Raw genomic sequence first — 23,466 nt, 5'->3', positions numbered from 1 at the left:
CAGTATAGTAGGACAACCTCGGTGCGAGCTGTGGCGCGGTCTAGTCCGGTTGTAGTACCAGCGTCAGGTTGGATACGGCCAATTCGCGCAGGCCAGGAACCTTGGTCAGCCACCACGCCCAGCTGGGATGGTAGCGCGGGAAAGCGAGTTTGAGCGCGCCGGTGGACTCGGCCCAGTTAAGGCCGGCGGAGCAGGGGACATTAAATAGCGAGGTGCCAAAGACATTCTTGGGCGGGTGCCCGTGGCGGCGGGTATAGCGGTCGCGGGCGAATTCGCCGCCCGCGTAGTGCTCCCACAGCCCGGTTTCGTGGCCGCCGAAGGGGCCGAGCCAGACGGTATAGCTGAAGATGCACAGCCCGCCGGGGCGGGTAACGCGTAGCATCTCCTCACCCATCTCCCACGGGCGGGGAATATGTTCGGCCACGTTGGAGGAATAAACCATATCGAAGCAATCGTCCGCGAAGGGCAGGCGCGTGCCGTCGCCGCGCACGGAATTGCTTAAGCGGATATTAGCGGCGGACATTTCCCCGGCATCGGGCTCCAGTCCCACGTAGGACGCACCCCGGTTCGCAAAGGCAGAGGCAAAATAGCCGGGGCCGCCGCCTACGTCGAGCACGAGGGCATCGGCAAGCGGCACGCCCAAGTCGTGGCCCAAGTTTTCCACCAGCATGGCCGTATCTTCTGCTAAGCCGCCGTAGAAAATATCGGGGCGGGTTTGTTCAAAGCGGAAGGACCGCAATAGCCGCCAAGAGCGGGAAAGCGTGGCCATGTCGCGGGTATGTTTCATAAACCACTAGGCTAATACCCCACGATGAAAATTCTTCTACTTTGCTGGCGCGATTCCACCCACCCGCAGGGCGGCGGCTCCGAACGCTACCTTGAACGTGTGGGGGAGTACTTGGCGGCACAAGGCCATGAGGTGGTCTTTCGCACCTCCAAGCACATGAATGCGGCGCGCCGGGAAGTCCGCGATGGCGTGCGCTATAGCCGCGGCGGCGCCAAGTTCGGCGTGTACCCGCGCGCGTGGGCGGCCATTGTGGCCGGAAGACTAGGCCTGGGGGATCTGCGCGGGGTCGATGTGGTGGTCGATACCCAAAACGGCATTCCCTTCTTCGCGCGGCTGATTTCTGGCGCGCCGACGGTGCTATTGACGCATCATTGCCACCGCGAGCAGTGGCCCGTGGCCGGTCCGGTGCTCGGGCGGCTGGGCTGGTTCTTGGAATCGCGCGTGGCACCGCGGGTATATCGGGATTCGACCTACGTCACGGTCTCGCAGGCCTCGCGCGAGGATCTGGAGGCGCTCGGCATTGAGGGCGCACGGATCATCGCCAATGGTTTGGACCCCATTCCGGCGCACGTGCCTTCCCTCGAGCGCGAGGCGGATAAGCACCTGGTGACACTCTCGCGGCTAGTCCCACACAAGCAGATCGAGCACGCCATGGATACGGTGGCGCGCACGCCGGGCGCGGTTTTGGATGTGATTGGCTCGGGCTGGTGGGAGTCGAACCTGCGCGATTATGCCGAAAAGCTCGGCGTGACGGATCGCGTGCGTTTTCGTGGCCAGGTTACGGAAGACTATAAGCACGCCTTGCTCGCGCGTGCCGATGCCCACCTCATGCCCTCCCACAAAGAGGGTTGGGGCCTTGCCGTCATGGAGGCCGCCCAACATGGGGTTCCCACAGTAGGTTATGCATTTGGCCTGCGCGATAGCGTAATCGACGGTGAGACCGGGATCCTTGTAGAAGAAGAGGGCGACTTCGTGGCGGCCACCCAAGAGTTATTGGAGAACGCGGAGTTGCGCCGGCGCTTAGGTTCTAATGCCCGGGAGTTTGCCGCGCGCTTTTCGTGGGAGAAGACCGGCGCTGCCTTTGCGCAATTGCTCCAAGACCTAGTAGCGGGGCGGTCATCCACAGGGCGGTAAGCGCCCACGGCAGCTCGGGGCGCGGGGCGTCGGTCTCTGCGGCGATGGCGCCATCTATCACCACGACGCCCACCCCAAGTTCCGCAAGGCCTGCCATATCTTGGTCCTGCCAGGCGCGCAGCGCCGCGCGGTACTGCGGCGAGGCCTGATCGATGACCTCACCGTCCACGCTGAGCTCGCCGGATTCCACCATGGGCACGGCCTTGGAATAGGGATCGACCGCGACTCCTGGGGTCTCCCCATGCGGACCGCCATTCCCGGTGAGAATCTCCACCAAATTGGGCCGCTCAGGGAAAAACGCCAGGCGGCCGTCGATATCGCGCACCAACTGCTCATCCACCCCGGTATCGCGGGGAGTAAGCACGGCAAGGCGGGACGGGGCGGGAAGGACCTGGATCGTGGCGGCCACCAGCGCCAGCGCGGCTGGAATCTGTGGCAGCGCACCGATGGAGGCAACGTATAGCGGCAGCGCGAGCATCGTGAGTTTGTGGCTATCGCGCAAGAGTCCCGCCCCTGGAACGTTATCGATGGCCCATTCCAGCATGCCGGGCAGTAGCCAACATGCCAGCGCCCCACCTATGCCCAGCGCGGCTAGGACGGTCAAGCGCGCCGGGACGCGGTGGGCGCCCGCCAGTGCGAGGACTGCGACGAAGAGGCCGAATACGGCCAAGCCCAGGGCGGCCTCGCCATTCCAGATTCCGCCGAGGCGCAGCAGCGCGCCCACCGTGCCCACGTGTTCTTCGGCGCGCGGGGAAAAGGCCGCGACGGCGGCTGCGGCATCGCCGGGCACGCTGGGTTGGAAGAGACCTGGAACCAGCCACGGCAGCCACAAGAGGCAGCCCGCCAGGGCCACGCGCTTCCGGCAGGTAAACAGGGCGGTGACCACCGCAAATAACCCGCCGGTGGGGGTAAGCGATGCTCCCCACATGGCCAGCCATGCCAGCCAGCTGTGGCGGCGCCCCGCCCAGGCGATGACCGGGAGTAACCAGGCCGCAATGGCCAAGGACCACTGGCCTTGCAGGAGGCGTTCGATGACAAAGGGATTGGCCACCGCGATGGTCATCGCGGCCAGCGCCGCTACCGTGGTGCGAGACCACAGCGCGGCGGTGAGAGCGGCGGCCCCAGCGGCGGTAAAGATAAGGACCCGGGCGGTCCACGCGCCGCCGAGTAATGCCAAAAACCCATCTTGTGGTGCGTTGCGGGCTGGCAGGCTTCCCGCACCCAGCGCGGATGGGGTAAGCCCCGGATCGTTTAAGAGCACCATATCGCGCCAGAGGAATTCACCGGGCAGTGCGAAGGGCCAGCACACCGCGGCCACGAGAAGAATTCCCCACAGCCCGAGGAGGATGCGCCTAGGCGTGCGCGGCATCATGGGCGTCACGGTGGCGGCGCATGTACTGGTAGGCGGCGAAAATGAGCAGGGAAACGCCGATGGCCTTGCCCAGCCAGTCAACGGCCATCAGCCCCCGGATGGCGTAGATTACCGGGCGGACCTCAGCGAGGCGTTCCGAGCGGGTGTCCTCTGACCACCGGAAATCCGCTGCCAGCACGGAGCGATCCTCTGTGTCATCCTCTGCGATCAGGGTTCCCGCCTGCTGGATATCGGTGGCGAAAAAGACTTTGACGTTTTCCCGGACATCCACGATGGTGCCGGTGGTGGGCTCGACCGAAATATCGCGGCCTACGGTATAAAAAGGCTCGACAATGACGGTCGCATCCGCATCCAAGTCCAAAAGCTCGCGCGAGTGGCGGTCATAAAAACGGCTGGCGGGACCCTTCAACTGGAAATCGCCGGATTTCAGCTCGTCCGTTTTAGTGGTGCTGCCCAAATCTGCGCTGATATTGCTAAAGGTGTTCTTCAGCGGCAGCGGCTGTAAGTCCTGGTGATAGGAATAGATGGGGATGCCATCCATTTTTGAGTCGCCGGTAAAGTCCATCGGCGTGGATTCCTGGGCCAGGAAATCAAAAAATGCGTAGGAGCGCTGCTCGGTACCGGAGGGGAAGAAATAGGTCAGGCCGTCTCGTTCGAAGTCCTCCCGGGTCAGATCGGCGTTGAACTCGGGCAGGGCGAGGGCCCATTTATTGACCGGATCCGCTACCGGGAACGTGGATTCGCGGTTGAGCACCGAGTGCTGATCAACGGAGGCGATTTCCTCTTGGGAGTCCCCGTCTTTTCCGGCAAGCAGGCTGGTTACGGAATCGGTGGTGGCGATGGTGTCATCATCGTCTACCTCGCCGGTGGCAATGGTGCGCTCCAAGGTCAGCGGCCCGTGGTGCTGGTAGCACCACATCGGGGCGGATTTGTCGGCGCAGCGCGGGTCATCGCCGGATGCGGTAGCGGGGGCTTCACCGTCCATGAGGGCGCGCACGTCCATCCATACCGCATCGGTGGGTCCGCTCGAGGTGGAAAAATCTTGATCCAAGCCCAGCGGGCGGGTCCGGTTATTGTAGAGGGTCGGGGCGAGGGTACCAATGAGGAGGAAAATGATTGCGGCAATGACAACCCACGTCCGTGGCGAGCGTGGCCAAAGGTAGCGGCTCATTGCAGTACTATATCCAATCAGTTTCAGGTTTCCGGGGTAAAGGAGCAAGCGTGCGCACGCAGGCATCTGTGAAAAGACTACCCCAGCACCTGCCGGAGCTAGACGGCCTACGCGCGGTTGCAGCACTAGGGATCATTGTCACCCACGTATCCTTCCAAACCGGCACCGGGTGGGGATTTGCCGGGCGTTTCGATTTCTTCGTCGCCGTCTTTTTCGCCCTCAGCGCCTTTTTATTGTGGCGCCGGCGGGGGCTGCATACAGTGCGCGGCTATGCCCACTCCCGCATCGCGCGCTTGGCACCGGCCTATTACGCCTGCGTGGTATCGGTTTTGCTGCTGCTTCCCGATGCCCACTCCATCACCCCCACCCAGATCCTCGCCAACCTGACCTCCACGCAGATCTATGTGGTCGATGGCCTTGCCCCGGGCCTTACCCACCTCTGGTCCCTCTGCGTGGAGTTTTTCTTTTACCTGGTACTACCGCTTCTGGTGTGGGCCCTTGGCAGCCTGCCGCAGCGCTGGCGCATGGCCGTTATCGCCGGCGTTGCCGTACTGAGCTGGGGCTGGGGATTTATCCCCTTTGTCGCGGACTACGGCGAGGACCAGGTCAACTCGCAAATCTGGCCACCGGCCTATGCCTCGTGGTTCGCGGTGGGCATGCTGGCGGCGGAGGTGGAAGAAAGGGGCATCGGCAAGCGCACGGCGCGCCTCCTGCAGGTGCGCTGGGCCTGGGTTGTGCTGGCGGCAGTAGTGCTATGGGTAGCGAGCCGGGACTGGTTTGGGCCGGCCGGGTTGGTGCATCCGGAGCCGGCGGAATTTGCCCGCCGCATCATCGCCGGGGCGGTATTCGCGGCCTGCGTGGTAGTGCCGGTGGCCTTGGTTCCACGTGGAACCTCGTGGCTTACCTCGCCGCTGATGCAGGCGCTGGGCGCGTGGTCCTATTCCATTTTCCTGTGGCACGTGGCGGTGCTCGCCGTGGCCTTTCCGCTGACCGGGGTGGCGCTGTTTAGCGGGAAACCGCTGGATTTTTGGGTGATCCTTGCCGTCACGGTGATAGGCACCGTTGTGGTCTCTGCGGCGAGCTACACGCTTATCGAGCGCCCGGGCCGCGACCTTCTGATGGGCCGCGGCCGGGTCCGGGGCCGGGGCCAGGGCCGTCGGCGGCGAAAAGGCAGGCCAGCCCCGCGGCACATAAGCACATAAGCAGCACGGAATCGCCGGCATAGGCCCCTGAGGTCCACGGGGCTCGGGCGAGGATGGCCCCGGCCGCCGCTACCACGCCGCTGGCCAAAAAGGCCCGCGGAATGGTGGTCCAGCGCACGATGAGCCAGGCGGCCATGCCCGCAAGTACTGCCGGCCACCCCACCAGTGCCAGGCAGACCAGCGAGTACACCGCAGAGGCCATGCCGCCAGGATGTGGGTGCCAGGTGGGCTGCGGGCTGCGGCGCGCGGCGAAAAGCCGGCAGAACCCTAGCGCGGCCAGGCCCAGCGCGCCCCCAAAGAGCAGGGCGGCGCGGTAGGCAGGCTGCGCCTTAAAGGTCATGCGGAATTCCCCATGCGTGCCCGCAGGGACGATAAATGCCTGGGTGGCGGCATCGATCTCGTACGGGGCGAGCTCGGTATCGCCTATAAACCCGCGCAGGCCCTTATTAAAGGCGCGGCCGGTAATGAGCAGACGCTCATCCTCTGCAGCAGCGATAGAAAAATCGGTGAGGCGATAATCGCTCGGCGGGGTCCAGCCCTTCTCCGTCATGGACACCCACGCGCCGGTGGTGCGCACGCGGTGGACGCCGGGCTCGAGGCTCAGGGTGCTGCCGGGGGAGTACCGGTGGGAATCGATGAGCACCGGCTTGGTGGAATCCACGGTGACCTCCATGCGGCGCGGCACGGTGACATCGCGAATGAGCACACCGGTATCGTGCACCATCTGCTGGAAGAAGAATTGGTGCACATTCGGCGAGGTATCCGGTACGGTCACCACGCGCTCGATGGGGTGGCCTTCTACCTCCAGTTCCGCGATGCCGGTGCGGTGGGATAGCTCCACGCGGATGGCCTGGGAATCCCCGCCGGGCACGCGCACCGTCTTGGAGCGGAAGGGCTGGAGATCCACCTCTACTGCAGCACCACCCGAGCGCACCGTGACCGTGGTGGAGCTGGTGGCCATGAGTTTTAGGCGCGGTTGGCTGAAGTCACCGCGCAGCTCGATCCAGCCTTCATCGTCGCCGGGCGCGGGCCACCAGGCGGTGGAATTTTCCCCATCGACGGCGGCGGTGGCGGACTTTTCCGGTTGGGCGCCGCCAAAGGCGGTGGCGTCGGCGGCAGAAGAAGAGACCTCCACATCGCCGCCGTGGGTCTCCACCGTGGTCAGCGGGCCGGCGGAGGGATAATCGCGCAGGCGGTTATAAACGTGGCTGGGATCGTCTGTGGATAGCGGCGCCGAGGCGGCTCCATGGAGCGTGCCGTAATTGCGATCCACCAGCGTGGGGGTATCGGTGACGATATCGGCATCCTTGTCCACCAGTTCGCGGGCGGCCGGGCCATTATGGGCATCGAGGAAGGCCAGCGCCTCGCCGCCACCAGCCACGCGGACGGGATCGGTTGAGGTCAATGCCATGGAATGCTGCTCGAGCATAATCACATCGACCTCGCCAAAAGTATGCACCTCACCGCCAAATTTACTGCTCAAGGTGTCATTATCGGCGCCAAAGAGATCGTGGCGCACCATCACCGCACCGATGCCTAGGCGCTGCAAGGCACGCACGCCGCTGGCCGGGTCCTCCTCAAGCGCTGTCATCACGCCATCGAGGCCCCGTATGGCCTCCGGGGGTACGAGGGGAATGGCATCGCGAACGGCCCAGGGGACATCAAGAAGCGGCTGCGCCGGCTCATCGCGGGTCCAGCCCCACTCTTGCCGCGCGAAGGAGGCCTCAGGATAGATCAGGGTGCGCGTATTCTCCGCGTGCTCGTTGATGTAGTCCGTGGCTTGGTGCCAATAGTCCGGCACCTCGTCATAGGCGCCTAAGGGCAGCAGCCGCTGCGACCAGGCTGGGGAGAGGGCGCTGATGCACACGAGCAGCACCAGCGCGCCCACGGTCTGCTTCTTGGTGGGCCGCAGCCCAGTGGGCAGCGGCAGGCGCTGGCAGGCGCGGGCAAAGCCCAACAGCAGCGGGATGCGCACCAACGGATCGAATTTGTGCAGGTTGCGCAGGGGAGCCAGCGCCCCATCGAGCGCGTCGAGGTACCACGCCGCCTGGCAGCCCAAAATCGCCACGCCGGTAATGAGCATGATGGACCACACGCGGGGCAGTCGGCACAGGCCATAAATGCCTATCGCGGCCACGGCCATGGTGATAAGGACAAAGAAGGCAGAGGTCGCGAGCTCGTTGCCGGCGATGCGCTCGGCATCCGCAAACGGCGACCAGCTCGTCGTCCCGCGCAGGATTTCCGGCAGGTTCAGCCACCGGGTGGTCACGCGGGAGGATTCGATAAATTCCGTAAACGGCGGGGCGTAGCGGCCCAAGATTATAAGCGGGCCAATCCACCACGCGGATACGCACAGGCAGCCAAGCAACCAAGCCGCGCCGGGCTTGAAGGCGCGGCGGTAGGCCACGATGACAAGCGCCGGGGTGCACGCCGCGAGCGTGGCAGTGGCATTGACCGCGCCCATCAGCGCCACGGGAATCGTGGCGGCGGCAGCATCGCGCCAGGTGAGTTTTTCCCGCAGGAAGGGCAGGATGACCCACGGGGCTAGCATGACCGGCCAGGTTTCAGAAGAAATGGCCGTCAGCGTGGACAGCGAGCGCGGGGACAGGGCATAGAGCATCGCCGCCACCCAGACCCACCGGCCGCGCAGGCCTATCCGGGTGGCCAGCTTGTAAAAGCCACTAAAGCCCACGCTTAAGACCAGCACCCACCACAGGCGTTGGGCTATCCAATCCGGCAGGGGCTCGGTTAAAACAAAAAAGGGGCCCTGTGGGAAGAGGTAACCGTAGGCCTGGTTCTGCAGCTGCCCCAGGGTAAAGATATCGGTATAGGCATCAAGCGCGCCGCGCAGGAAGTGCCACGGGTTGGCGGCCAGATCGTGTTTGGTATCGGCGGCGGTCAGCCCCCACGGTTGTACCGCGAGGATGAGCGCCAAGGCAATAATGCCGAGCGGGTAGGGCCGGGAAAGGCGCGCGCAGCGGTGGCGTAGGGCGCGGGCTAGTGTGCGGTAGCGGTGTACATAGGAACCGCTATGTGGGCCCCGGGGGAGCTGATTGGTCCGGTCATGCACGCCGGTGCGCCCATCTAATTGCGGGAACCGTATTCAGGCCCGCCCAGCACTGCATCATCGGCGGAGACCGCATTGCCCTCGGGCACGGTATCGCTGCCGGAGAACTGGGCGATGCCGATGATGGTGATAATGCCCAGGGCGATGCCCACAACAGCGCTACCCACAGCGGGGCCGAGGGTGCGCTTGTTTAAAGAATCGGATTCCAGAGCCATGGCTAAAGATAGTAGCAGCTACTTAGAAGTATTCCGGATCGTCATCTTCCGCGTCTTCATCGTTTTCTTGCGGGACGATAAAGACGGGTAGGCCTGCGTTGCGCACGATCTGGTCCGCCGTGGAGTTGGTCCACCAGGCGCGAAAGCCGGTGAGCGCGCGGGTGCCGGTCACGATGACATCCACGTCAAGCTCGTGCGCGGCATCCACGATCGCCGAAGATATGGTGGTGGCGGATTCCACGAGGTGGGCGCGACCGGCTAGGCCTAGGTTTTCGGCCAATTGGGTGCCTTGGCGGCAGATTTTCAGAGCCTCTTCGTAGGCGGGATCGTCTTCCACGCTATCGGGGGACACGGTGGACTGGTGCATGCCCGTGCGGCTCACGGCGCGTGCGGTTTGGCGAGCCACCGGTTCCCAAGCGGTGAGGATTTCCACCGTGGAGGGGCGTAAAAGCTGTGCGGCGTACTCCAAGGCGCGGTCGGCGCGTTCGGTGCCATCATAGGCAATTAACATTGTTTTGCCGTTACTCATGTCACTAGTCTACCCACCGCTTGGGACAGTTCGCGAGGAATGCTGCACACTGGAAGGCATGACATATTCCCGCATCATTGCCAGCTTGGGCCTCGTGGCGGTGCTTAGCGCCTGCTCTAATTCCACCTCGGAGGAGGACAAGGCACACGACTCCGCGGCTCCCGCGCCCTCGTCGTCCGATACCGCCGCATCCGCCACGGATGCGGTCCCAGCACCAGCGCCGGAGGATATTCGCGCCACCGCCGCCTCGGTTCTTATGCCGCCGGCGACCAGCTATGAGGATGCCAAAGCCAAGTTGGAGGCCGGCGTGGGAGGAATTTTCATCCCCAGTTGGGCGGATCCTGGCTTGCTAGAAGAAGAGGGCCGGAATATTAACGCCCTGCGTGCGGAGGTAGGTCGCGATTTTGAGGTCGCCATCGACTTCGAGGGCGGGCGCGTGCAGCGTTTTTCAGAAATCCTGGGCGAATATCCCTCCGCGCAGCAGATGGCGGCGGAAAACTCGCCGGAGCAGGTAGAACAGCTGGCAGGGGACATCGGCAAGCGCCTCATGGACTACGGCATCAACGTGGACTTCGCGCCGGTACTCGATGTCGATGGGGATGACCTCGAGGTTGTGGGCGATCGCGCCTTTTCCACCGATCCCGCCCAAGCCGGTGAATACGGCGCCGCCTTCGCCCGCGGGCTGGATGCAGCCGGGGTCAAGGCCGTATTCAAGCATTTCCCAGGCCATGGACGAGCCTCGGGCGATACCCACCTGGCGGAGGCCATTACCCCGCCGCTCGAAGAGCTTGAGAACCATGAGTTCATTCCCTTCCGGAATGCCATGCCCGCAGCACCGAATGCGGCGCTGATGATGGGCCACCTCGCGGTGCCGGGCCTGGGCGATGGCCAGACCCCTGCTTCCATCCTGCCGGAGGCCTATGGCCTTGCCCGCGAGGCCTTAGATTATGACGGCACCATCTATACCGATGATATTGGCGGCATGGCGGCCATTTCGGACTCGCTTCCGCTTGCCGATGCCGTCATTACCTCCCTCGCCGCCGGTGCCGACATGCCCCTGTGGTCCACCGAGGCCGATATCAACGCCGTGATCGATGCCGTCGTGGGCGCAGTCGATGAGGGCAGATTGAACCCTGAGCGCCTTGGTGAAGCCGCCCACCATGTCCACACTGGGGACAGCGACTAGGAAAAACGCCCCTGCACCCGTTAACCTTTAAAGCGTGAAGAAGGCAGAAGGAAAAAACGGTGCAAAGGGCTGGCTCATCACGCTTGGCGTGATCGTGGGTTTTGTCCTCATTGCGGGCATCGCTTATGCCTGGGATGTCATAGCAAACCAGGACAAGATCCCGCGCAGCGTCTCCGTTGGCGGCGTGGATATCTCCGCCATGGAGCGCACCGCCGCCGTGGCCAAGCTTGAGGACGAGCTCAAGGACGTTGAGACCCAGCCCGTGACCGTGACCGCCGGTAAACTGCAGTCTGATTTTATCCCTGCCGAATCCGGCCTGGCCTTGGATAATCAGGCCGCCGTCGATGGCATTGAGGAGCCTTCGCTCAACCCGATTACCCGCCTGGCCAGCTTCTTTCGCTCTACCGAAGATATCCCGGTAGAAACCGATGTAGACGATAATAAGCTGCAGCCCACCCTTGACCGCGTAAAAGACGAGCTTTCTACCGAGCCGGTCGACGGCATGCTGGAGCTTAATGATGGTCAGCTCAAGGTCACCGATCCCACGTTGGGGCAGACCGTAGAAGGCACCGAATTGCACGATGCGGTGGCAGCGAATTGGCTCGATAAGGCTGGCGTGCAGGTGGAGCCGGAAGAAATTGAGCCGGCCATTAATGACGCGGCCATTGAAAAGATGCGTACCGGTGACGCCGCCAAGGCCCTGGATAATCCGTTAACCTTGAAGGCCCAAAATAACGTAACCGCCACGCTCAATAAGCCGGAGATTTCCCAGTTCACCAGCATTGAGAAAAAGGATGGTAGGCTGCACCTAGTAGTCGATAGCAACCGCGCGCAGCAATTGCTGCAAGAGCGCACCGATGGCGCCGATGTGCCTGGCGTGAACGCCAAAGTGAAATTCGCTGGTGGCTCCAAGCAGGTCACTCCCTCCCAGGACGGCGAGATTATTGACTGGAAGCCGACCATGGAAGGCTTTGACAAGCGCGTGACTGGCGATGACCGCGAGTGGGACGCTACCTACAAGCCGGACCCAGCCGAGTTCACCACCGAAGACGCCGAAAACGCGACGTTTAACGATACCGTGGGCGAGTTCTCCACCGGTGGCTTCTCTTCTGCCTCCGGCCGCAATATTCAGCTGGTAGCCCAAGAGGTCAACGGTGCCGTTGTGAACCCAGGTGAGACCTTCTCCCTCAACGGCTATACCGGCCCCCGCGGCACCGCGCAGGGCTATGTGGAATCCGGCATCATCATCGACGGCCATTCCGGTACCGCCGTGGGCGGTGGCATCTCCCAGTTCGCCACCACGCTGTATAACGCCGCGTACTTCGCGGGCATGCAGGATACCGCGCACACCCCGCACTCGTACTACATTTCCCGCTACCCGGCCGGCCGCGAGGCTACCGTGTACGAGGGCGCCATTGACCTGCAATTTACCAATACTTTCAATACCCCAGTGCAGATCGAGACTAATTTTGGCGGCGGCGAAATCACTGTCCGCTTGAAAGGCACCAAGACGGTAGAGGTGGAATCCATCAATAACGGCCGTTGGGCCAAGACCGAGCCACAACCGAGGTCCGTGCCAGGCAGCGACTGTTCGCCATCATCCGGTGCCCCGGGCTTTACGACGTCCGATACCCGCATCATCAAGGATCTCAGCGGCAAGGAGCTTTCCCGAGAGACCAAGACCACGGTCTACGATCCGCAGCCCATCGTGCGGTGTAGCTAGCTAGCGGCTACGCCTCAGGGCATGGGTTAGCCGTGGGGTGGAAGACATCGTGCGCGGTAGCCTCGGCGACAATGAGAATTGATTCACCACAGCATCCCGCCGCGGCCTCGACAGGTTTATCGACGTGGAAGAATCACTAGAGTCCGCCCTACCATCAAACCGAGCGCCCGAAGAAAAACCGACCTACTTAATTCGCGAAGCAACCCGATCCCCCATGATCACAAGACCCAAAAACATGCCAATACCAAGCATAATGGTTACGGTGAAAACAACCTCGCTATTAACATCCACCCTTGCCCATAAAACAACTAGATTAACGACGGATCCCAGAGCAAAGTAGACAGCAAGAAGCATGAAATAAAAGGAAGTAGAACGATGTGCTGCCTTCCAAGCTTCTCGAGAACTTAACGTGTTAGACGTCATGATACCAGGCATCCTGCTGTAATCCCATGACTTAAAGCTTCCCTTGGGTGACTCCTTAGAGATGAAGAAGCACAACAAACTCAAAACATTAAAAACAATAATGATAAAAACTGTCGAAACAAGCATTAAAGTCTCTTTTCTACCCTTTGGAACATTTTCGGCCTGAGCAGTAGCAAATTTAAATACGAGATACTCGCCAGCATGAATTAATCTGGCACGTGGGATCTATAGCGCCGACGCCCCACTTCGACACCTCCAAAGTAAATAGTAGCGGACCCTAAGTACATCACGAGGGCGCCCGCCATCGCCATAGAGAAACTAATTAACCCCATAAAAACAGCTATGCCTACATGAAAGGCAATCCCGACAAATAGCAAAATTACTTTCGCCCGCACATTAGAAATCCAAGCTTCTGCCAGCAATAATTCGAGCAACAGAGTACCCCAAGTTAGCGCAATCACGGTCTGAAGTGTCCCAGGTTTTGTTCCGTTTGAGTAGATGGGAAAATCTGGAACATGCCAAGGAAATTTGACCAGGATGCGAAGGACCGTGTGGTCCGTCTCGTAGAGGACCGCATCTTGGCGGAAAATATGTCGATGCAGGCCGCGTGCCAGGCAGTAGGCCCAAAGCTGGGGGTTTCATGGCACACGGCTCGTCAATGGACCCAGCAGGCCCGCCGTGCCGGGAGCATCCCAGAACCTGTGTGTGAAGATTTGGCTGCCGAAAACGCGAGGCTACGTCGTGAAAATCAAGAGCTACGCGATACTAATGAGTTGTTGAAGGCTGCCTCGGCTTTTTTCGCGTCGGAACTCGACCCGAAACGTCGGAAATGATCCGGTTCATCGATGAATACCGGAATCGTTTCTCTGTCGAGTTCATCTGTAAGACGTTGAAAAATAACCGGGCTGGTGGGTTTATCACCTCGCGTGGTTATCGCCAGTCCAAGGCTCGTGGGTTAAGTGCTCGTCGACTTCGTGACGGCGTGCTGGTTGAACGCATTGGTGCTGTTCATCGGGACAATTACGGTGTTTACGGCGTGCGGAAAATGCGGCATGCGCTTCGCCGTGAAGGAATCGATATCGGGCGTGAACACGCTACCCGACTGATGCGCCTGTGGGGTTGCCCGCAAATCGTGGACACCTAGTCAAGCTACCTAGTGGTTAGGCAGCTATTTCTTCTTCGTTTCTGGTTTGGGTGGTGTGGTTTTCGAAATCGACGGGGCTGACCATCCCGAGGGCGGAGTGCCGGCGGCGACGGTTGTAGACCACTTCAATCCAGTAGGCAACGGCCTTGCGGGCAGCATCGCGGGTTGGCCAGCGCTTCCGGTCGTAGAACTCGGTTTTCAGCGTCGACCAGAACGACTCGGCCATCGCGTTATCGAAGCACACCCCGGTACGCCCCACAGACTGAACAACACCTAGGTTGCGGCACACCTCCCAGAGCTTCTCACTGGTATATTGCGTCCCCCGGTCAGCGTGAAACACCAGCCCGTCAGGAACATCACCGCGCAGCGTATGCGCCATCCGCAGTGCTCGTTCGACCAAACTTGTATCTTGCACGCTATCCATAGCCCAGCCCAGTACCCTGCGGGAATGGCCATCGCGAACTGCGCATAAGTACAACCAACCCTCGCCGGTGCGCAGGTAGGTAATGTCCGACATCCATACCCGGTTGAGTTCGCCGGTATCAAACATGCGCTTTACCAGGTCAGGAAGACTCGACTTACGTTTAGATTGAATCGTTGTCACGGGCACAAAAGCACGCGGTGAAATCCCTTCAATTCCCATCAGGCGCATCCGCTTAGCCACAGTCTTACGATTCACACTGATCTGGTAGCGATCGGCGAGTTCTGCGGTAATCCGCGGAGCACCATAGACCTCATCGGAGTCTTTCCAGATCTGATGAATCTTACGATCAACATCATCGTAAAAAGATGTCCGATCATCATTACCGGATAAGCGTTGCTGCTGCATATGGGCCCATTTGTAGTATCCAGACCGAGATACCTTCAACAAGCGCGCCATGCGCTTGATACTGAAATTCGCCTTCTCCTGCTGCATTAACTCGAACTTTTCTGATCGCGTTGCTTTGCGGCGAAGAAGGCTGTCGCTTTTGACAAAAACTCGTTATCCATCTTGGCTTCTGCCAGCTCACGACGCAGACGAGCGTTCTCAGCACGAAGATCCGCCTCGCTTAGCCCATCAGAGGATCCTCGGCGTTGACGCTCATTTTTCACCCACCGGCCTAAAAGGCCAGGTGCGACACCAATTTCTTTGGCTACATGAGCAATCGGGCGTTCTGACTCGATTACTAGGTTTGCGGCTTCACGCCGGTACTCAGGCGTGTATTTCTGGCGTTGTTGACTCACAATGAACATCCTCTCCTACGGACACAAAATCCGCACTAATCGGGTGTCCACCAAACGAGGGTAACCTCACCTGGCCGGTGTTTCTGGCAAAGGCAAAGGCGGATCACCGATTACAACCCGAAAAGCTAACGTGCCTGATTTGCGCCCGGACTTGGTTGAGCGTGAATTTAAAGCCCGGGGCCCGAATAAGCTGTGGGTGGCCGACATTACGTATGTGCGCACGAAGAAAGGCTTTGTGTATGCCGCGTTTGTCACCGACGTTTACTCCCGACGGATCGTTGGGTGGGCGTTATCAGACTCGATGCGGACTTCAAGCACTGCCGCTGCAAGCTCTCAACCAGGCAATCGTGTGTGCTGAGGAAACAACAGGTCTCATTCATCATTCGGATCACGGATCGCAGTATGTCAGCGTGGTCTACAACCAGCGACTTGCCCAACACGGGATCACTGCTTCCACCGGAAGTGTGGTGACTTATATGACAATGCACTGGCTGAAAACGTTAACGGCCCCTCATAAGAACGAACTCATCCATACTCGCAGGTGGAATGATGTTATCGAGGTAGAAATTGCGACGTTCGAGTGGGTGTCATGGTGGAACGAGACAAGGCTCCACCAAAGCTTGGGATACCGAACCCCAGCCGAGGTGGAAACCGAATTTTGGAAGCAGACCCCGCCACGGGCAATAATGGAAATCAAGGCAAATGCCTAGGAACAAAACTCGGGGCACTTCAGACACTATCCATACTTAGCGTGACGAAAACTCCTAACGCCACCATCGATTTTCCGATGCCAAAGTACCTAGTAAACGAAACCCAGGCTAGGCTGGCCCAAAAAGAGTTATCCGATGACGTACTAATACCATGCATTTTGCTGCATTTACCTAATGGGCATAGTGCTACCGAAGTAAACGCAGCACTTACTAAAGCAATTGCTACCTTGCCAAGCCATCTCAAAGGCTCACTTACCTGGGATCAGGGAAGTGAAATGGCCTGCCATAAGGCCTTTTCCGTAGCTACAAACTGTCCCGTGTTCTTCTGTGATCCTGGCTCACCGTGGCAGCGAGGCACCAATGAAAACACCAACGGACTACTAAGGCAGTACTTCCCTAAAGGAACAGACCTAAGCGTCCACAGTGCAGCAGACCTAGAATTCGTCGCCATGCAACTCAACCGCCGTCCCCGCAAAACCCTGGACGGTCAAACACTAGCCGAGAAAATGGCCGCACTGATAAACTCAACCGAAACATAGAAAGTGTTTCCACGACCACTAGAATCCGCCCCGCGCAGCCTAAAACGAGAAACCCCCACGGCGCTGCAACGCCATAAACGTGGGGGCTCTGCATCAGTCAGAAAGGAAACTGAAAAGCTGATGCACAGCTATAATAACAGCCCAGATCACACGGGCGCTAAATTCTTTTTCAGCTACGCTTTTAGCTACATATCGCTGGGTACAGAGTCAGTACAGCCCCACCCTGCAAAAGTGTTTATGCAGGTAGTGGGGATTTTTTGAGTGGAGCCGACGACGGGAATCGAACCCGCGCCAGCAGCTTGGGAAGCTGCAGTTCTACCATTAAACTACGTCGGCACTGCGCTAAATGCGCTTTCCCTACTATACACCTTAGGTAGGGGATTGAGTAGAATTGGGTCCGTGCTTCTTTCAGATCGTGATATTCGTTCCGCCGTTGATTCCGGAGAGCTGGGCATTGAGCCCTTTGATAGTGAGCTTATCCAGCCTTCTTCCGTTGACGTGCGCTTGGATAAGTACTTCCGGGTATTCAATAACTCCCGCTATACCCACATTGACCCCAAAGCGGAGATGCCGGAGCTTACCACCTTGGTGGAGGTAGAAGAGGAGCAATCCTTCATTCTCCACCCCGGCGAATTTGTCCTTGGTGCCACGCTGGAGAAATTCACCCTTCCGGCTGACCTGGCTGGACGGCTGGAGGGAAAGTCCTCGTTAGGGCGGCTGGGTCTTTTGACCCACTCCACCGCGGGCTTTATCGATCCCGGCTTTTCCGGTCACATCACCCTGGAGCTTTCCAATACTGCGAACTTGCCCATCGCGCTGTGGCCGGGGATGAAGGTGGGCCAGCTTGCTATCTTTAAGATGACCTCGCCGGCGGAAAGTCCGTACGGTACGGGTGCCTTGGGATCGAAATACCAGGGCCAGCGCGGGCCAACGCCATCAAAGTCTTACCTGAACTTCCGCAGGGATTAATCTGGTATTTACATAAAATCTCTAGGATGAGGTTTTATGCGGATGACTGTTATTGGCACCGGGTACCTGGGTGCTACCCATGCCGCCTGCATGGCGGAATTGGGGCATGAAGTTTTAGGTGTCGATGTAGACGAGGATAAAATCTCCGTCTTGCAATCGGGCAAGGTTCCGTTCTTCGAGCCAGGGCTGCCGGAGGTGCTCGAGCGCAATATCGCTGCTGGGCGCTTAGGATTTAGCACGAATTATGACGAGGCCGCACAGTTTGCCAACGTGCACTTTCTCGGCGTGGGAACCCCGCAGCGCCGCGGTTCCTATGCGGCAGACATGACCTATGTCAAGGCTGTCATCACGGATTTGGTACCCAAGCTGCGCGGGGAACACGTTATCTTCGGCAAATCCACCGTTCCGGTCGGTACGGCGGCGGAGCTCCAGGAACTTGCGGACGGTTTAGCGTCCGAGGGAACTCGCGTGGAAATCGCGTGGAATCCGGAATTTTTGCGCGAAGGTTATGCGGTGCACGACACCATTACCCCGGACCGCATTGTCATTGGCACCCGCGAATCAGAATCCCGCGCGGAAGAGCTTGCCCGCGAGATCTACGCGCAGCCGTTAGCGCAGGACACGCCCTTCATCGCGACTGATCTGCAGACCGCGGAGCTGGTGAAAGTATCCGCCAACGCTTTTTTGGCCACCAAGATTTCCTTCATCAATGCAGTCTCCGAGATTTGTGAGATCGCGGGGGCGGACGTGGTGGCGTTGGCGGATGCCATTGGCATAGACAAGCGCATTGGTCGCAAGTTTCTCGGCGCGGGCCTGGGCTTTGGCGGTGGATGCCTGCCCAAGGATATCCGCGCCTTTATGGCGCGCGCCGGTGAGCTCGGCGCTGATCAAGCGCTGACCTTCCTGCGCGAGGTGGATGCGATTAATATGCGCCGGCGCGATCGCATGGTGGATATGTCTAAAGAAGCCTTCAATGGCTCGCTTTTGGGCCACCGCGTCACCGTGCTGGGCTGTGCCTTTAAGCCGAACTCGGATGATGTGCGGGATTCGCCGGCGCTCTCTGTGGCTGGGTCCTTGTCCTTGGCGGGTGCGGCGGTGACCGTCTATGACCCTGAGGGCATGGACAACGCTAAGAAGGTTTTCCCCACCTTGGACTATGCCGCCGATACGGAATCCGCCTTGCGGGAGGCGGAATTGGTCATCCTGGCCACCGAATGGCAGCAATTTAAGGATCTGGACCCGAATGAGGCTGGCGAGCTCGTGGATAATAAGCACATTATCGATGGCCGCAATGTACTCGACGTTGCGGCCTGGTCCAACGCCGGTTGGAAGATACAGGCGCTGGGCCGCACGCTTTAGCGGCGGCGCGACGGGACCGTAAACGCGGCAATCAGCGTGGTAATTGGGACTGCGAGGGTCAGCGCCATGGCACCGACGCCGGAGCGCAGGAGCTCGGTGGCGACGAGATCGCTGCTAAGTATTTGCCCCGCGGGGCGTTCGGCGGCGGTAATGAGCAGGAGCAGGGGCAATGCGGCGCCGGTATAGGTCAAAATGAGGGTATAGACCATCGAGGCAATGTGGTCGCGGCCGACCCTCATGGCGGATAAGAAAAGCTCTAGCGGTGTGGCCGCGGGATCGGATTCGTGCAGCTCGGTGATGGTGGAGGCTTGGGCAATGGCGACATCGGCAAGGCTGCCCAATGCGCCGACGACGAAGCCACACAGCAGCACGCCCAGGATGGAAACATTGGGCATATATAACAGCAGCTTGAGGTTATCTTCGGAGCTAAAGCCTTGCAGCTGCGAACTATCGATGGCCGCCCAAGCCAGAAACGCGGCGAGGGCCAGCGCAGTCAGTGAACCGCCGACCGCAGAGGCGGATTTCCAATTCACGCCGTGGACAAGCGGCACGGCAAGGAGAATGATGGCGGTGCAGGCGGCGAGCGCCACCCACAGGGGATTGGTGCCCGCGATGAGCGCTGGGATGAGGAAGCTGAAGACGATACCAAGGCTCAACCCCAAGCCGATGATCGCGCGCACCCCATGCCACGCAGCGAAAGCGATGATGACAATAGCGATGACCACTCCCCACAGCAGGAGGCTATTGCTGCGCTGATAATCGGCAAAGGCATAGGATACTGCCCCGGCAGGATCGGTGGCCTTGGATAACACGATGTCATCGCCCGGCTGCAATTCTGGGTCGCCCGCGTTGCCGTAGGTGACCAATTGGGTCATCTTTCCCTCGTCCTCGCCGGAGGTGATCTTCACCAGCGCCCGGTCACAGTCCACTTCTTCCTTTTCCGGAATCAGCGGCGGGGTATCGAAGGCCAGGCCGGTCTGCTCCGATTGGCACGCCGAATGGTCGGTCTTCTCCACAGTTCCCTCGACCTGCGGGTGGTTCAGCGCGTAGGTGGACTCGAACTCCTCCGAGGTGTGATCAGAGGCGGCACTAGAGGGCCAGAGTAGGACGAGGCCTATCAGCATGGCGATAAGGGTCGCACCGATGGCGGTGACCAGGCCAATGCGCCACGGGTGGCCGGATACCTCCTGGGCCAGCTGAATTGGATTTAAGCGTTCTACCGTTGACCGGTTCTGCGCATGCCCGCTGGGCCCCGACCGACGCTGCGCTTGCCGATGCCGCGAAGCCGAGCCCGAAGTGGAATTAGAAACCGAGGAATGCCGTCCCATACGATGTATTGTGAACGATTATCACTGCAATTGCCAATCGCCTGCTGGGGTGCTATTGGCGGTAGCTTACTAAGAAATTGCCCAAGCGTTCGATGGCGTTTTCTAATTGGGAGGCCCAAGGCAGCGTGACCACGCGGAAGTGATCCGGGTGCGGCCAGTTGAAGCCGGTGCCTTGGACCATAAGGATCTTTTCCGCCTTGAGGATGTCCAACATGAGTTTGGAATCATCGTGAATGTCATAGACATTGGGATCCAAGCGTGGGAAGAGATACAACGCGCCCTTCGGCTTTACTGCGGAGACACCCGGAATTTCGTTGAGTTTGTCATAGGCGATATTGCGCTGGCGCAGCAATCGTCCCCCAGCCCCGGTGAGCTCGAAGATGGATTGGCGGCCGCCCAGCGCCACTTGGATGGCGTGTTGCGCGGGAACATTCGGGCACAGGCGGGTACCTGCCAGCAATTCGAGCCCCTCAATGAGTCCGTACGCATGATGCTTCGGGCCCGTAATGACCATCCAGCCCGCGCGGTAGCCGCATACTCGGTAGGCCTTGGACAGGCCATTAAAGGTAAAGGTCAAGAGATCGGGGGCCAGCGAGGCGATGGAGATATGCTTCGCATCGTCATAAAGGATGCGGTCATAAATCTCATCGGCCAAGATGAGTAGGTTGTGCTCGCGCGCGATATCCACGATTTGTTGCAGGACCTCGCGCGAATACACCGCACCGGTTGGGTTATTCGGGTTGATGACCACGATGGCCTTGGTCTTTTCGGTGACCTTGGATCTAATATCCTCGATAGACGGATTCCATTCATCTTCCTCATCACATAGGTAGTGCACTGGGGTACCACCGGCCAGCGAGGTTGCTGCCGTCCACAGCGGGTAATCCGGCGCCGGGATGAGAATCTCATCGCCATTATTGAGCAACGCCTGGGTGGTCATGGTGATGAGCTCGGATACGCCATTGCCCAAGAAGACATCGTTAATATCAAAAGGTGGGAAGTCCTCGAGCTCATAGCGCGTGACGATGGACCGGCGGGCCGAGCTAATGCCTTTGGACGTGGAATAGCCCTGGGAGGTGGGTAAGGCGCTGATCATATCGCGCATGATGACATCGGGTGCATCGAAACCAAATACGGCAGGGTTGCCGGTATTGAGCTTTAAGATGGTGTGGCCATCTAGCTCCATTCTCTCCGCTTCCGCTGAGACCTCACCGCGAATATCGTAGGCGATGCCTTTTAGTTTTTCGGACTGGTCAAAGATGCGGGGTGTGGGAGAAGTCATGGCCATATTGTGCCATCTTTCACAGCGCTAAGAAGGATTGCAGCGCAACTCAGTGCTATTTTTTATTCCACTTGCTGATTTGCTTCTTCGCCATTTCCATAGCTTGACCAGTAATTTCACCGGCCTGCTGGCGGCGCTCGGCCCACATTTTCTTCTCTAATTCTTTTTGGTGCGCCCGCTCGTGAGCCGTCAGTGCACGGATTTCGCGCTGTTGTTGGCGCTCAATTTGCCGCACCGACGGGGCATGCCACGATTGCGGGCCTATCTTGGCCACGTACAACAGGATCCACACGATGGGAATGAGCGCTGCGGCCGCGGCGCCGCCCGCCAGCAGCCACGGGCTATTCATGGTGGCGCTCAGCGCGACAAGAGTAGGCGATGCCGCGAGCAGAACCACCGAGCTGGTCAGCGCGGTAGCGATGCGGGGCTTTTTCGCGGCATTAAAGGCGCGGTCCACATCGCCTTGGGAGTAGATCTTTACCTCTTGCGAGCCGGTCGCAGGGATATCGCTGAAGATCGGTGCCAGGTCCTTCTGAGTCACGGCCTGCATGACGCTATCGGAGCGCTCCTCAAACTCGTCCATGGACAAGCGGCCTTCGCCCACTGCGCGGGCTAGATCGGTCAGGGCATCGTTGCGCTCTGAATCGGATAAACGCAGTGTCCGGTCATAAGGGGAGGATCCGTAGCTATTAGTCACAGTCACCATAATAGACAAGCTGATTCAAAAAGAATATGCCCTGCCACGGTGGCAGGGCATGGCTTCTAGCGTGGAGTACACAGGCTAGAGTTCTTGCGACTCTTCTTCCTTATCGTCCTCGTCAGAATCCGGTTTCTTCTGTGGATCGGATTCATCAACCGTCTTGGAGTCCTTCCTTCCCACCAAGTTGGCCAGGAACGGGAAGATGGCAACGGTCAATGCGCCACCGGCGACGAAGATCGAGGCGGTTTCTTGCTTCATCAGTTCGGAGTTAACCGCCAGCGAGGTTACGGCGACGATGATCGGCAGGCCGGTCGCCGTGTACAAGCTGACCTGGAGGCGCTCGCGCACCGTTTCAATTTCGGAGCCGGTATGGCCCACATTTTCGCGCAGGAATACCGGCAGGCCGCGGGTGACAAGAATAAGCGCCGGGATGCCCAGTACCTTCCCCGGGTTATTAGCGATGGTATCCCAGTTAATCGTCATGCCAGAGACCACGAAGAAGACCGGGATGAGCATGGAGTGAAAGACCACATCGAGGCGGTGTTCTAGCCGGCGATGGAATTCATCCGGAATGATGCGGTTCAAGATAATGCCGGCGGCGAAGGCACCCAGCACGATGTCTAGCTCAAAGACCGCCGTGACGGCCATGAGCGTGGCAAGGATCAGAATGATGAGGCGCAAAATGGTCTGGTTGGTGGAACCCGCACCGGAGATAAACGCCGCTTTAACCCACGGAATCGTCGTGGCAATGGCCGCCGGCATGATGGCGACGGCCACGGCGATGCCGATGAACGCAAGCATAATTAGCAGCGTGGTCCACGTGGAGCGCGTGCTCAGCAGCAGCGCCATCGCGGTAATGGGGGCGACCTCACCAATAGCACCGTGAATCATGACCGATTTGCCCACTTTGGTCTCGAGCACGCGGTCCTGCTTCAACATGGGTTGCAGCGTTCCCAGTGCCGTGGACGTCAGCGCGAGCGCCACCACGATGGCACCTGGGACATTATCGACCAAGAAGTACGCACCGATGCCGCAAGCCACGAGGCAGATAAGCCAGGTGGACAGCGCGGTTCCCGCCTCTTTGGTCTTGAGCGTAGAAATCTCGATCTCAAAACCGGCGAGCAAGAACAGCGCACCAACGCCCAGCTCTTTCAGCATGCTGATGCCGGCATCCTCATGCGCGACATCCAAAAGCGATGGGCCGATGACCATGCCAAAGATGATCAAAAGGGCAACGGCCGGCAGCCGGTTGCCCAACATGAACGACACTATGGGCGCCAACAGCGCCGCTAACATGATCCAGGCAAAGGAAACGAGGCTAGTGGTGTTTTCCGTCGCACCCGCTGCCAGAACAACAGTATCCGCAGCCCATCCCACATCTAAATGCATGGATCACAGCGTA

22 protein-coding genes, 1 tRNA gene and 2 pseudogenes are annotated in these 23,466 nt (G+C 59.7%); 11 read left to right on the top strand and 14 right to left on the bottom strand.

Annotation, left to right across the window (positions count from 1 at the left end; all coding sequences use genetic code 11):
* Positions 1 to 40: 40 nt before the first annotated feature.
* Positions 41 to 787 carry a class I SAM-dependent methyltransferase gene (locus ACLI1T_RS10520; protein ID WP_411702639.1) on the bottom strand — a complete coding sequence of 249 codons (747 nt, stop codon included), beginning with the start codon at positions 785 to 787 and terminating at the stop codon, positions 41 to 43.
* Between the two features lie 24 nt (positions 788 to 811).
* On the opposite strand from ACLI1T_RS10520, the gene ACLI1T_RS10515 reads away from it, so the two are divergent.
* Positions 812 to 1,921, top strand: coding sequence for a glycosyltransferase family 4 protein (locus ACLI1T_RS10515; protein ID WP_411702638.1), 1,110 nt, complete (start codon positions 812 to 814; stop codon positions 1,919 to 1,921).
* Here ACLI1T_RS10515 and ACLI1T_RS10510 read toward each other — a convergent pair.
* Both ACLI1T_RS10510 and ACLI1T_RS10505 read right to left on the bottom strand, forming a co-directional pair.
* Positions 1,815 to 3,293, bottom strand: a complete 1,479-nt coding sequence (locus ACLI1T_RS10510) for a hypothetical protein (protein ID WP_411702637.1) — start codon at positions 3,291 to 3,293, stop codon at positions 1,815 to 1,817. The genes ACLI1T_RS10515 and ACLI1T_RS10510 overlap by 107 nt on opposite strands.
* Positions 3,274 to 4,464, bottom strand: coding sequence for a porin PorA family protein (locus tag ACLI1T_RS10505; protein WP_411702636.1), 1,191 nt, complete (start codon positions 4,462 to 4,464; stop codon positions 3,274 to 3,276). Before ACLI1T_RS10505 ends, ACLI1T_RS10510 begins: the two co-directional genes overlap by 20 nt.
* A 50-nt stretch (positions 4,465 to 4,514) precedes the next feature.
* On the opposite strand from ACLI1T_RS10505, the gene ACLI1T_RS10500 reads away from it, so the two are divergent.
* Positions 4,515 to 5,666 (top strand): acyltransferase family protein, encoded by a 1,152-nt coding sequence (locus ACLI1T_RS10500; RefSeq protein ID WP_411702635.1) that lies wholly within the window; start codon positions 4,515 to 4,517, stop codon positions 5,664 to 5,666.
* Here the strand turns inward: ACLI1T_RS10500 and ACLI1T_RS10495 are convergent.
* Genes ACLI1T_RS10495 through ACLI1T_RS10485 form a run of 3 tightly spaced genes read right to left on the bottom strand, consistent with a single transcriptional unit; the run spans position 5,554 to position 9,477 of the window.
* Complete coding sequence (locus tag ACLI1T_RS10495; protein WP_411702634.1) at positions 5,554 to 8,736, bottom strand: alpha-(1->3)-arabinofuranosyltransferase family protein; 3,183 nt, start codon at positions 8,734 to 8,736, stop codon at positions 5,554 to 5,556. The two genes, ACLI1T_RS10500 and ACLI1T_RS10495, sit on opposite strands and share 113 nt — an antisense overlap.
* Before the next feature lie 14 nt (positions 8,737 to 8,750).
* Entirely contained in the window at positions 8,751 to 8,948 is a 198-nt protein-coding gene (locus ACLI1T_RS10490; protein WP_023024221.1) for a DUF2613 domain-containing protein, read from the bottom strand.
* 22 nt (positions 8,949 to 8,970) lie between these two features.
* The gene (locus ACLI1T_RS10485; RefSeq protein ID WP_034657804.1) at positions 8,971 to 9,477 is read right to left on the bottom strand and encodes a universal stress protein; all 507 of its coding nucleotides are present in this window, start codon (positions 9,475 to 9,477) and stop codon (positions 8,971 to 8,973) included.
* Between the two features lie 58 nt (positions 9,478 to 9,535).
* Here ACLI1T_RS10485 and ACLI1T_RS10480 point away from each other — a divergent pair, with 58 nt between their 5' ends.
* Together ACLI1T_RS10480 and ACLI1T_RS10475 are read left to right on the top strand one after the other, a co-directional pair.
* The gene (locus ACLI1T_RS10480) at positions 9,536 to 10,663 is read left to right on the top strand and encodes a glycoside hydrolase family 3 N-terminal domain-containing protein (RefSeq protein WP_411702633.1); all 1,128 of its coding nucleotides are present in this window, start codon (positions 9,536 to 9,538) and stop codon (positions 10,661 to 10,663) included.
* A gap of 34 nt (positions 10,664 to 10,697) precedes the next feature.
* Positions 10,698 to 12,386 carry a VanW family protein gene (locus ACLI1T_RS10475; protein ID WP_411702632.1) on the top strand — a complete coding sequence of 563 codons (1,689 nt, stop codon included), beginning with the start codon at positions 10,698 to 10,700 and terminating at the stop codon, positions 12,384 to 12,386.
* A gap of 183 nt (positions 12,387 to 12,569) precedes the next feature.
* On the opposite strand, the gene ACLI1T_RS10470 is transcribed toward ACLI1T_RS10475, so the two are convergent.
* Together ACLI1T_RS10470 and ACLI1T_RS10465 are read right to left on the bottom strand one after the other, a co-directional pair.
* A complete protein-coding gene (locus ACLI1T_RS10470; RefSeq protein WP_126318322.1) occupies positions 12,570 to 12,935 on the bottom strand; it encodes an SdpI family protein in 366 nt (121 codons plus the stop codon).
* An 80-nt stretch (positions 12,936 to 13,015) separates the two neighbouring features.
* Complete coding sequence (locus ACLI1T_RS10465; RefSeq protein ID WP_411702631.1) at positions 13,016 to 13,270, bottom strand: hypothetical protein; 255 nt, start codon at positions 13,268 to 13,270, stop codon at positions 13,016 to 13,018.
* Positions 13,271 to 13,299: 29 nt separating this feature from the next.
* On the opposite strand from ACLI1T_RS10465, the pseudogene ACLI1T_RS10460 reads away from it, so the two are divergent.
* Positions 13,300 to 13,642 (top strand): annotated as a pseudogene (locus ACLI1T_RS10460) (transposase).
* The gene (locus tag ACLI1T_RS10455) at positions 13,639 to 13,953 is read left to right on the top strand and encodes an IS3 family transposase (RefSeq protein WP_411702630.1); all 315 of its coding nucleotides are present in this window, start codon (positions 13,639 to 13,641) and stop codon (positions 13,951 to 13,953) included. Before ACLI1T_RS10460 ends, ACLI1T_RS10455 begins: the two are co-directional and overlap by 4 nt.
* Before the next feature lie 16 nt (positions 13,954 to 13,969).
* Here ACLI1T_RS10455 and ACLI1T_RS10450 read toward each other — a convergent pair.
* A protein-coding gene (locus ACLI1T_RS10450; protein WP_411702629.1) for an IS3 family transposase occupies positions 13,970 to 15,186 on the bottom strand; the annotation gives its coding sequence in 2 pieces (ribosomal slippage) (positions 13,970 to 14,925 and positions 14,925 to 15,186; 1,218 coding nt in all).
* 121 nt (positions 15,187 to 15,307) lie between these two features.
* Between ACLI1T_RS10450 and ACLI1T_RS10445 the strand changes: the two genes are divergently transcribed.
* The 3 genes and pseudogenes from ACLI1T_RS10445 to ACLI1T_RS10435 form a co-directional block, all read left to right on the top strand.
* Positions 15,308 to 15,535 carry a DDE-type integrase/transposase/recombinase gene (locus ACLI1T_RS10445; RefSeq protein ID WP_411702628.1) on the top strand — a complete coding sequence of 76 codons (228 nt, stop codon included), beginning with the start codon at positions 15,308 to 15,310 and terminating at the stop codon, positions 15,533 to 15,535.
* A 118-nt stretch (positions 15,536 to 15,653) separates the two neighbouring features.
* Positions 15,654 to 15,887: an integrase core domain-containing protein gene (locus ACLI1T_RS10440; RefSeq protein ID WP_411703317.1), complete on the top strand. Its 234-nt coding sequence runs from the start codon at positions 15,654 to 15,656 to the stop codon at positions 15,885 to 15,887.
* A gap of 155 nt (positions 15,888 to 16,042) precedes the next feature.
* Positions 16,043 to 16,426, top strand: a pseudogene (locus tag ACLI1T_RS10435) (IS30 family transposase); the annotation flags it as partial.
* 262 nt (positions 16,427 to 16,688) lie between these two features.
* Here the strand turns inward: ACLI1T_RS10435 and ACLI1T_RS10430 are convergent.
* A tRNA-Gly gene (locus ACLI1T_RS10430) sits at positions 16,689 to 16,762 on the bottom strand.
* Positions 16,763 to 16,825: 63 nt separating this feature from the next.
* Between ACLI1T_RS10430 and dcd the strand changes: the two genes are divergently transcribed.
* Complete coding sequence (gene dcd / locus ACLI1T_RS10425) at positions 16,826 to 17,395, top strand: dCTP deaminase (RefSeq protein WP_349853663.1); 570 nt, start codon at positions 16,826 to 16,828, stop codon at positions 17,393 to 17,395.
* Positions 17,396 to 17,431: 36 nt separating this feature from the next.
* Positions 17,432 to 18,754: a UDP-glucose dehydrogenase family protein gene (locus tag ACLI1T_RS10420; protein WP_411702627.1), complete on the top strand. Its 1,323-nt coding sequence runs from the start codon at positions 17,432 to 17,434 to the stop codon at positions 18,752 to 18,754.
* Here ACLI1T_RS10420 and ACLI1T_RS10415 read toward each other — a convergent pair.
* From ACLI1T_RS10415 to ACLI1T_RS10400, 4 genes are all read right to left on the bottom strand, one after another.
* Positions 18,751 to 19,878 carry a YibE/F family protein gene (locus ACLI1T_RS10415; protein ID WP_411703316.1) on the bottom strand — a complete coding sequence of 376 codons (1,128 nt, stop codon included), beginning with the start codon at positions 19,876 to 19,878 and terminating at the stop codon, positions 18,751 to 18,753. The two genes, ACLI1T_RS10420 and ACLI1T_RS10415, sit on opposite strands and share 4 nt — an antisense overlap.
* 256 nt (positions 19,879 to 20,134) lie before the next feature.
* Positions 20,135 to 21,364, bottom strand: a complete 1,230-nt coding sequence (locus tag ACLI1T_RS10410; RefSeq protein WP_349853660.1) for a pyridoxal phosphate-dependent aminotransferase — start codon at positions 21,362 to 21,364, stop codon at positions 20,135 to 20,137.
* Between the two features lie 55 nt (positions 21,365 to 21,419).
* A complete protein-coding gene (locus ACLI1T_RS10405; RefSeq protein WP_349853659.1) occupies positions 21,420 to 22,070 on the bottom strand; it encodes a DUF1707 domain-containing protein in 651 nt (216 codons plus the stop codon).
* A 75-nt stretch (positions 22,071 to 22,145) separates the two neighbouring features.
* Complete coding sequence (locus ACLI1T_RS10400; RefSeq protein WP_349853658.1) at positions 22,146 to 23,453, bottom strand: cation:proton antiporter; 1,308 nt, start codon at positions 23,451 to 23,453, stop codon at positions 22,146 to 22,148.
* Positions 23,454 to 23,466: the final 13 nt, after the last annotated feature.

It is taken from the genome of Corynebacterium tuingiense (genome assembly GCF_046718165.1).
GTDB lineage: Bacteria > Actinomycetota > Actinomycetes > Mycobacteriales > Mycobacteriaceae > Corynebacterium.
The sequence above is the reverse complement of the archived record's forward strand: the minus strand, read 5'-3'. Positions and strand labels throughout refer to the sequence as shown.

What these genes read in the sequence shown, in the direction of transcription:
- ACLI1T_RS10520 (WP_411702639.1), bottom strand. Translation starts at nt 787, where the DNA reads ATGAAACATACCCGCGACATGGCCACGCTTTCCCGCTCTTGGCGGCTA.
- ACLI1T_RS10515 (WP_411702638.1), top strand. Translation starts at nt 812, where the DNA reads ATGAAAATTCTTCTACTTTGCTGGCGCGATTCCACCCACCCGCAGGGC.
- ACLI1T_RS10510 (WP_411702637.1), bottom strand. Translation starts at nt 3,293, where the DNA reads ATGATGCCGCGCACGCCTAGGCGCATCCTCCTCGGGCTGTGGGGAATT.
- ACLI1T_RS10505 (WP_411702636.1), bottom strand. Translation starts at nt 4,464, where the DNA reads ATGAGCCGCTACCTTTGGCCACGCTCGCCACGGACGTGGGTTGTCATT.
- ACLI1T_RS10490 (WP_023024221.1), bottom strand. Translation starts at nt 8,948, where the DNA reads ATGGCTCTGGAATCCGATTCTTTAAACAAGCGCACCCTCGGCCCCGCT.
- ACLI1T_RS10485 (WP_034657804.1), bottom strand. Translation starts at nt 9,477, where the DNA reads ATGAGTAACGGCAAAACAATGTTAATTGCCTATGATGGCACCGAACGC.
- ACLI1T_RS10480 (WP_411702633.1), top strand. Translation starts at nt 9,536, where the DNA reads ATGACATATTCCCGCATCATTGCCAGCTTGGGCCTCGTGGCGGTGCTT.
- ACLI1T_RS10470 (WP_126318322.1), bottom strand. Translation starts at nt 12,935, where the DNA reads ATGCTTGTTTCGACAGTTTTTATCATTATTGTTTTTAATGTTTTGAGT.
- ACLI1T_RS10455 (WP_411702630.1), top strand. Translation starts at nt 13,639, where the DNA reads ATGATCCGGTTCATCGATGAATACCGGAATCGTTTCTCTGTCGAGTTC.
- ACLI1T_RS10440 (WP_411703317.1), top strand. Translation starts at nt 15,654, where the DNA reads ATGACAATGCACTGGCTGAAAACGTTAACGGCCCCTCATAAGAACGAA.
- ACLI1T_RS10420 (WP_411702627.1), top strand. Translation starts at nt 17,432, where the DNA reads ATGCGGATGACTGTTATTGGCACCGGGTACCTGGGTGCTACCCATGCC.
- ACLI1T_RS10415 (WP_411703316.1), bottom strand. Translation starts at nt 19,878, where the DNA reads ATGCTGATAGGCCTCGTCCTACTCTGGCCCTCTAGTGCCGCCTCTGAT.
- ACLI1T_RS10410 (WP_349853660.1), bottom strand. Translation starts at nt 21,364, where the DNA reads ATGACTTCTCCCACACCCCGCATCTTTGACCAGTCCGAAAAACTAAAA.
- ACLI1T_RS10405 (WP_349853659.1), bottom strand. Translation starts at nt 22,070, where the DNA reads ATGGTGACTGTGACTAATAGCTACGGATCCTCCCCTTATGACCGGACA.
- ACLI1T_RS10400 (WP_349853658.1), bottom strand. Translation starts at nt 23,453, where the DNA reads ATGCATTTAGATGTGGGATGGGCTGCGGATACTGTTGTTCTGGCAGCG.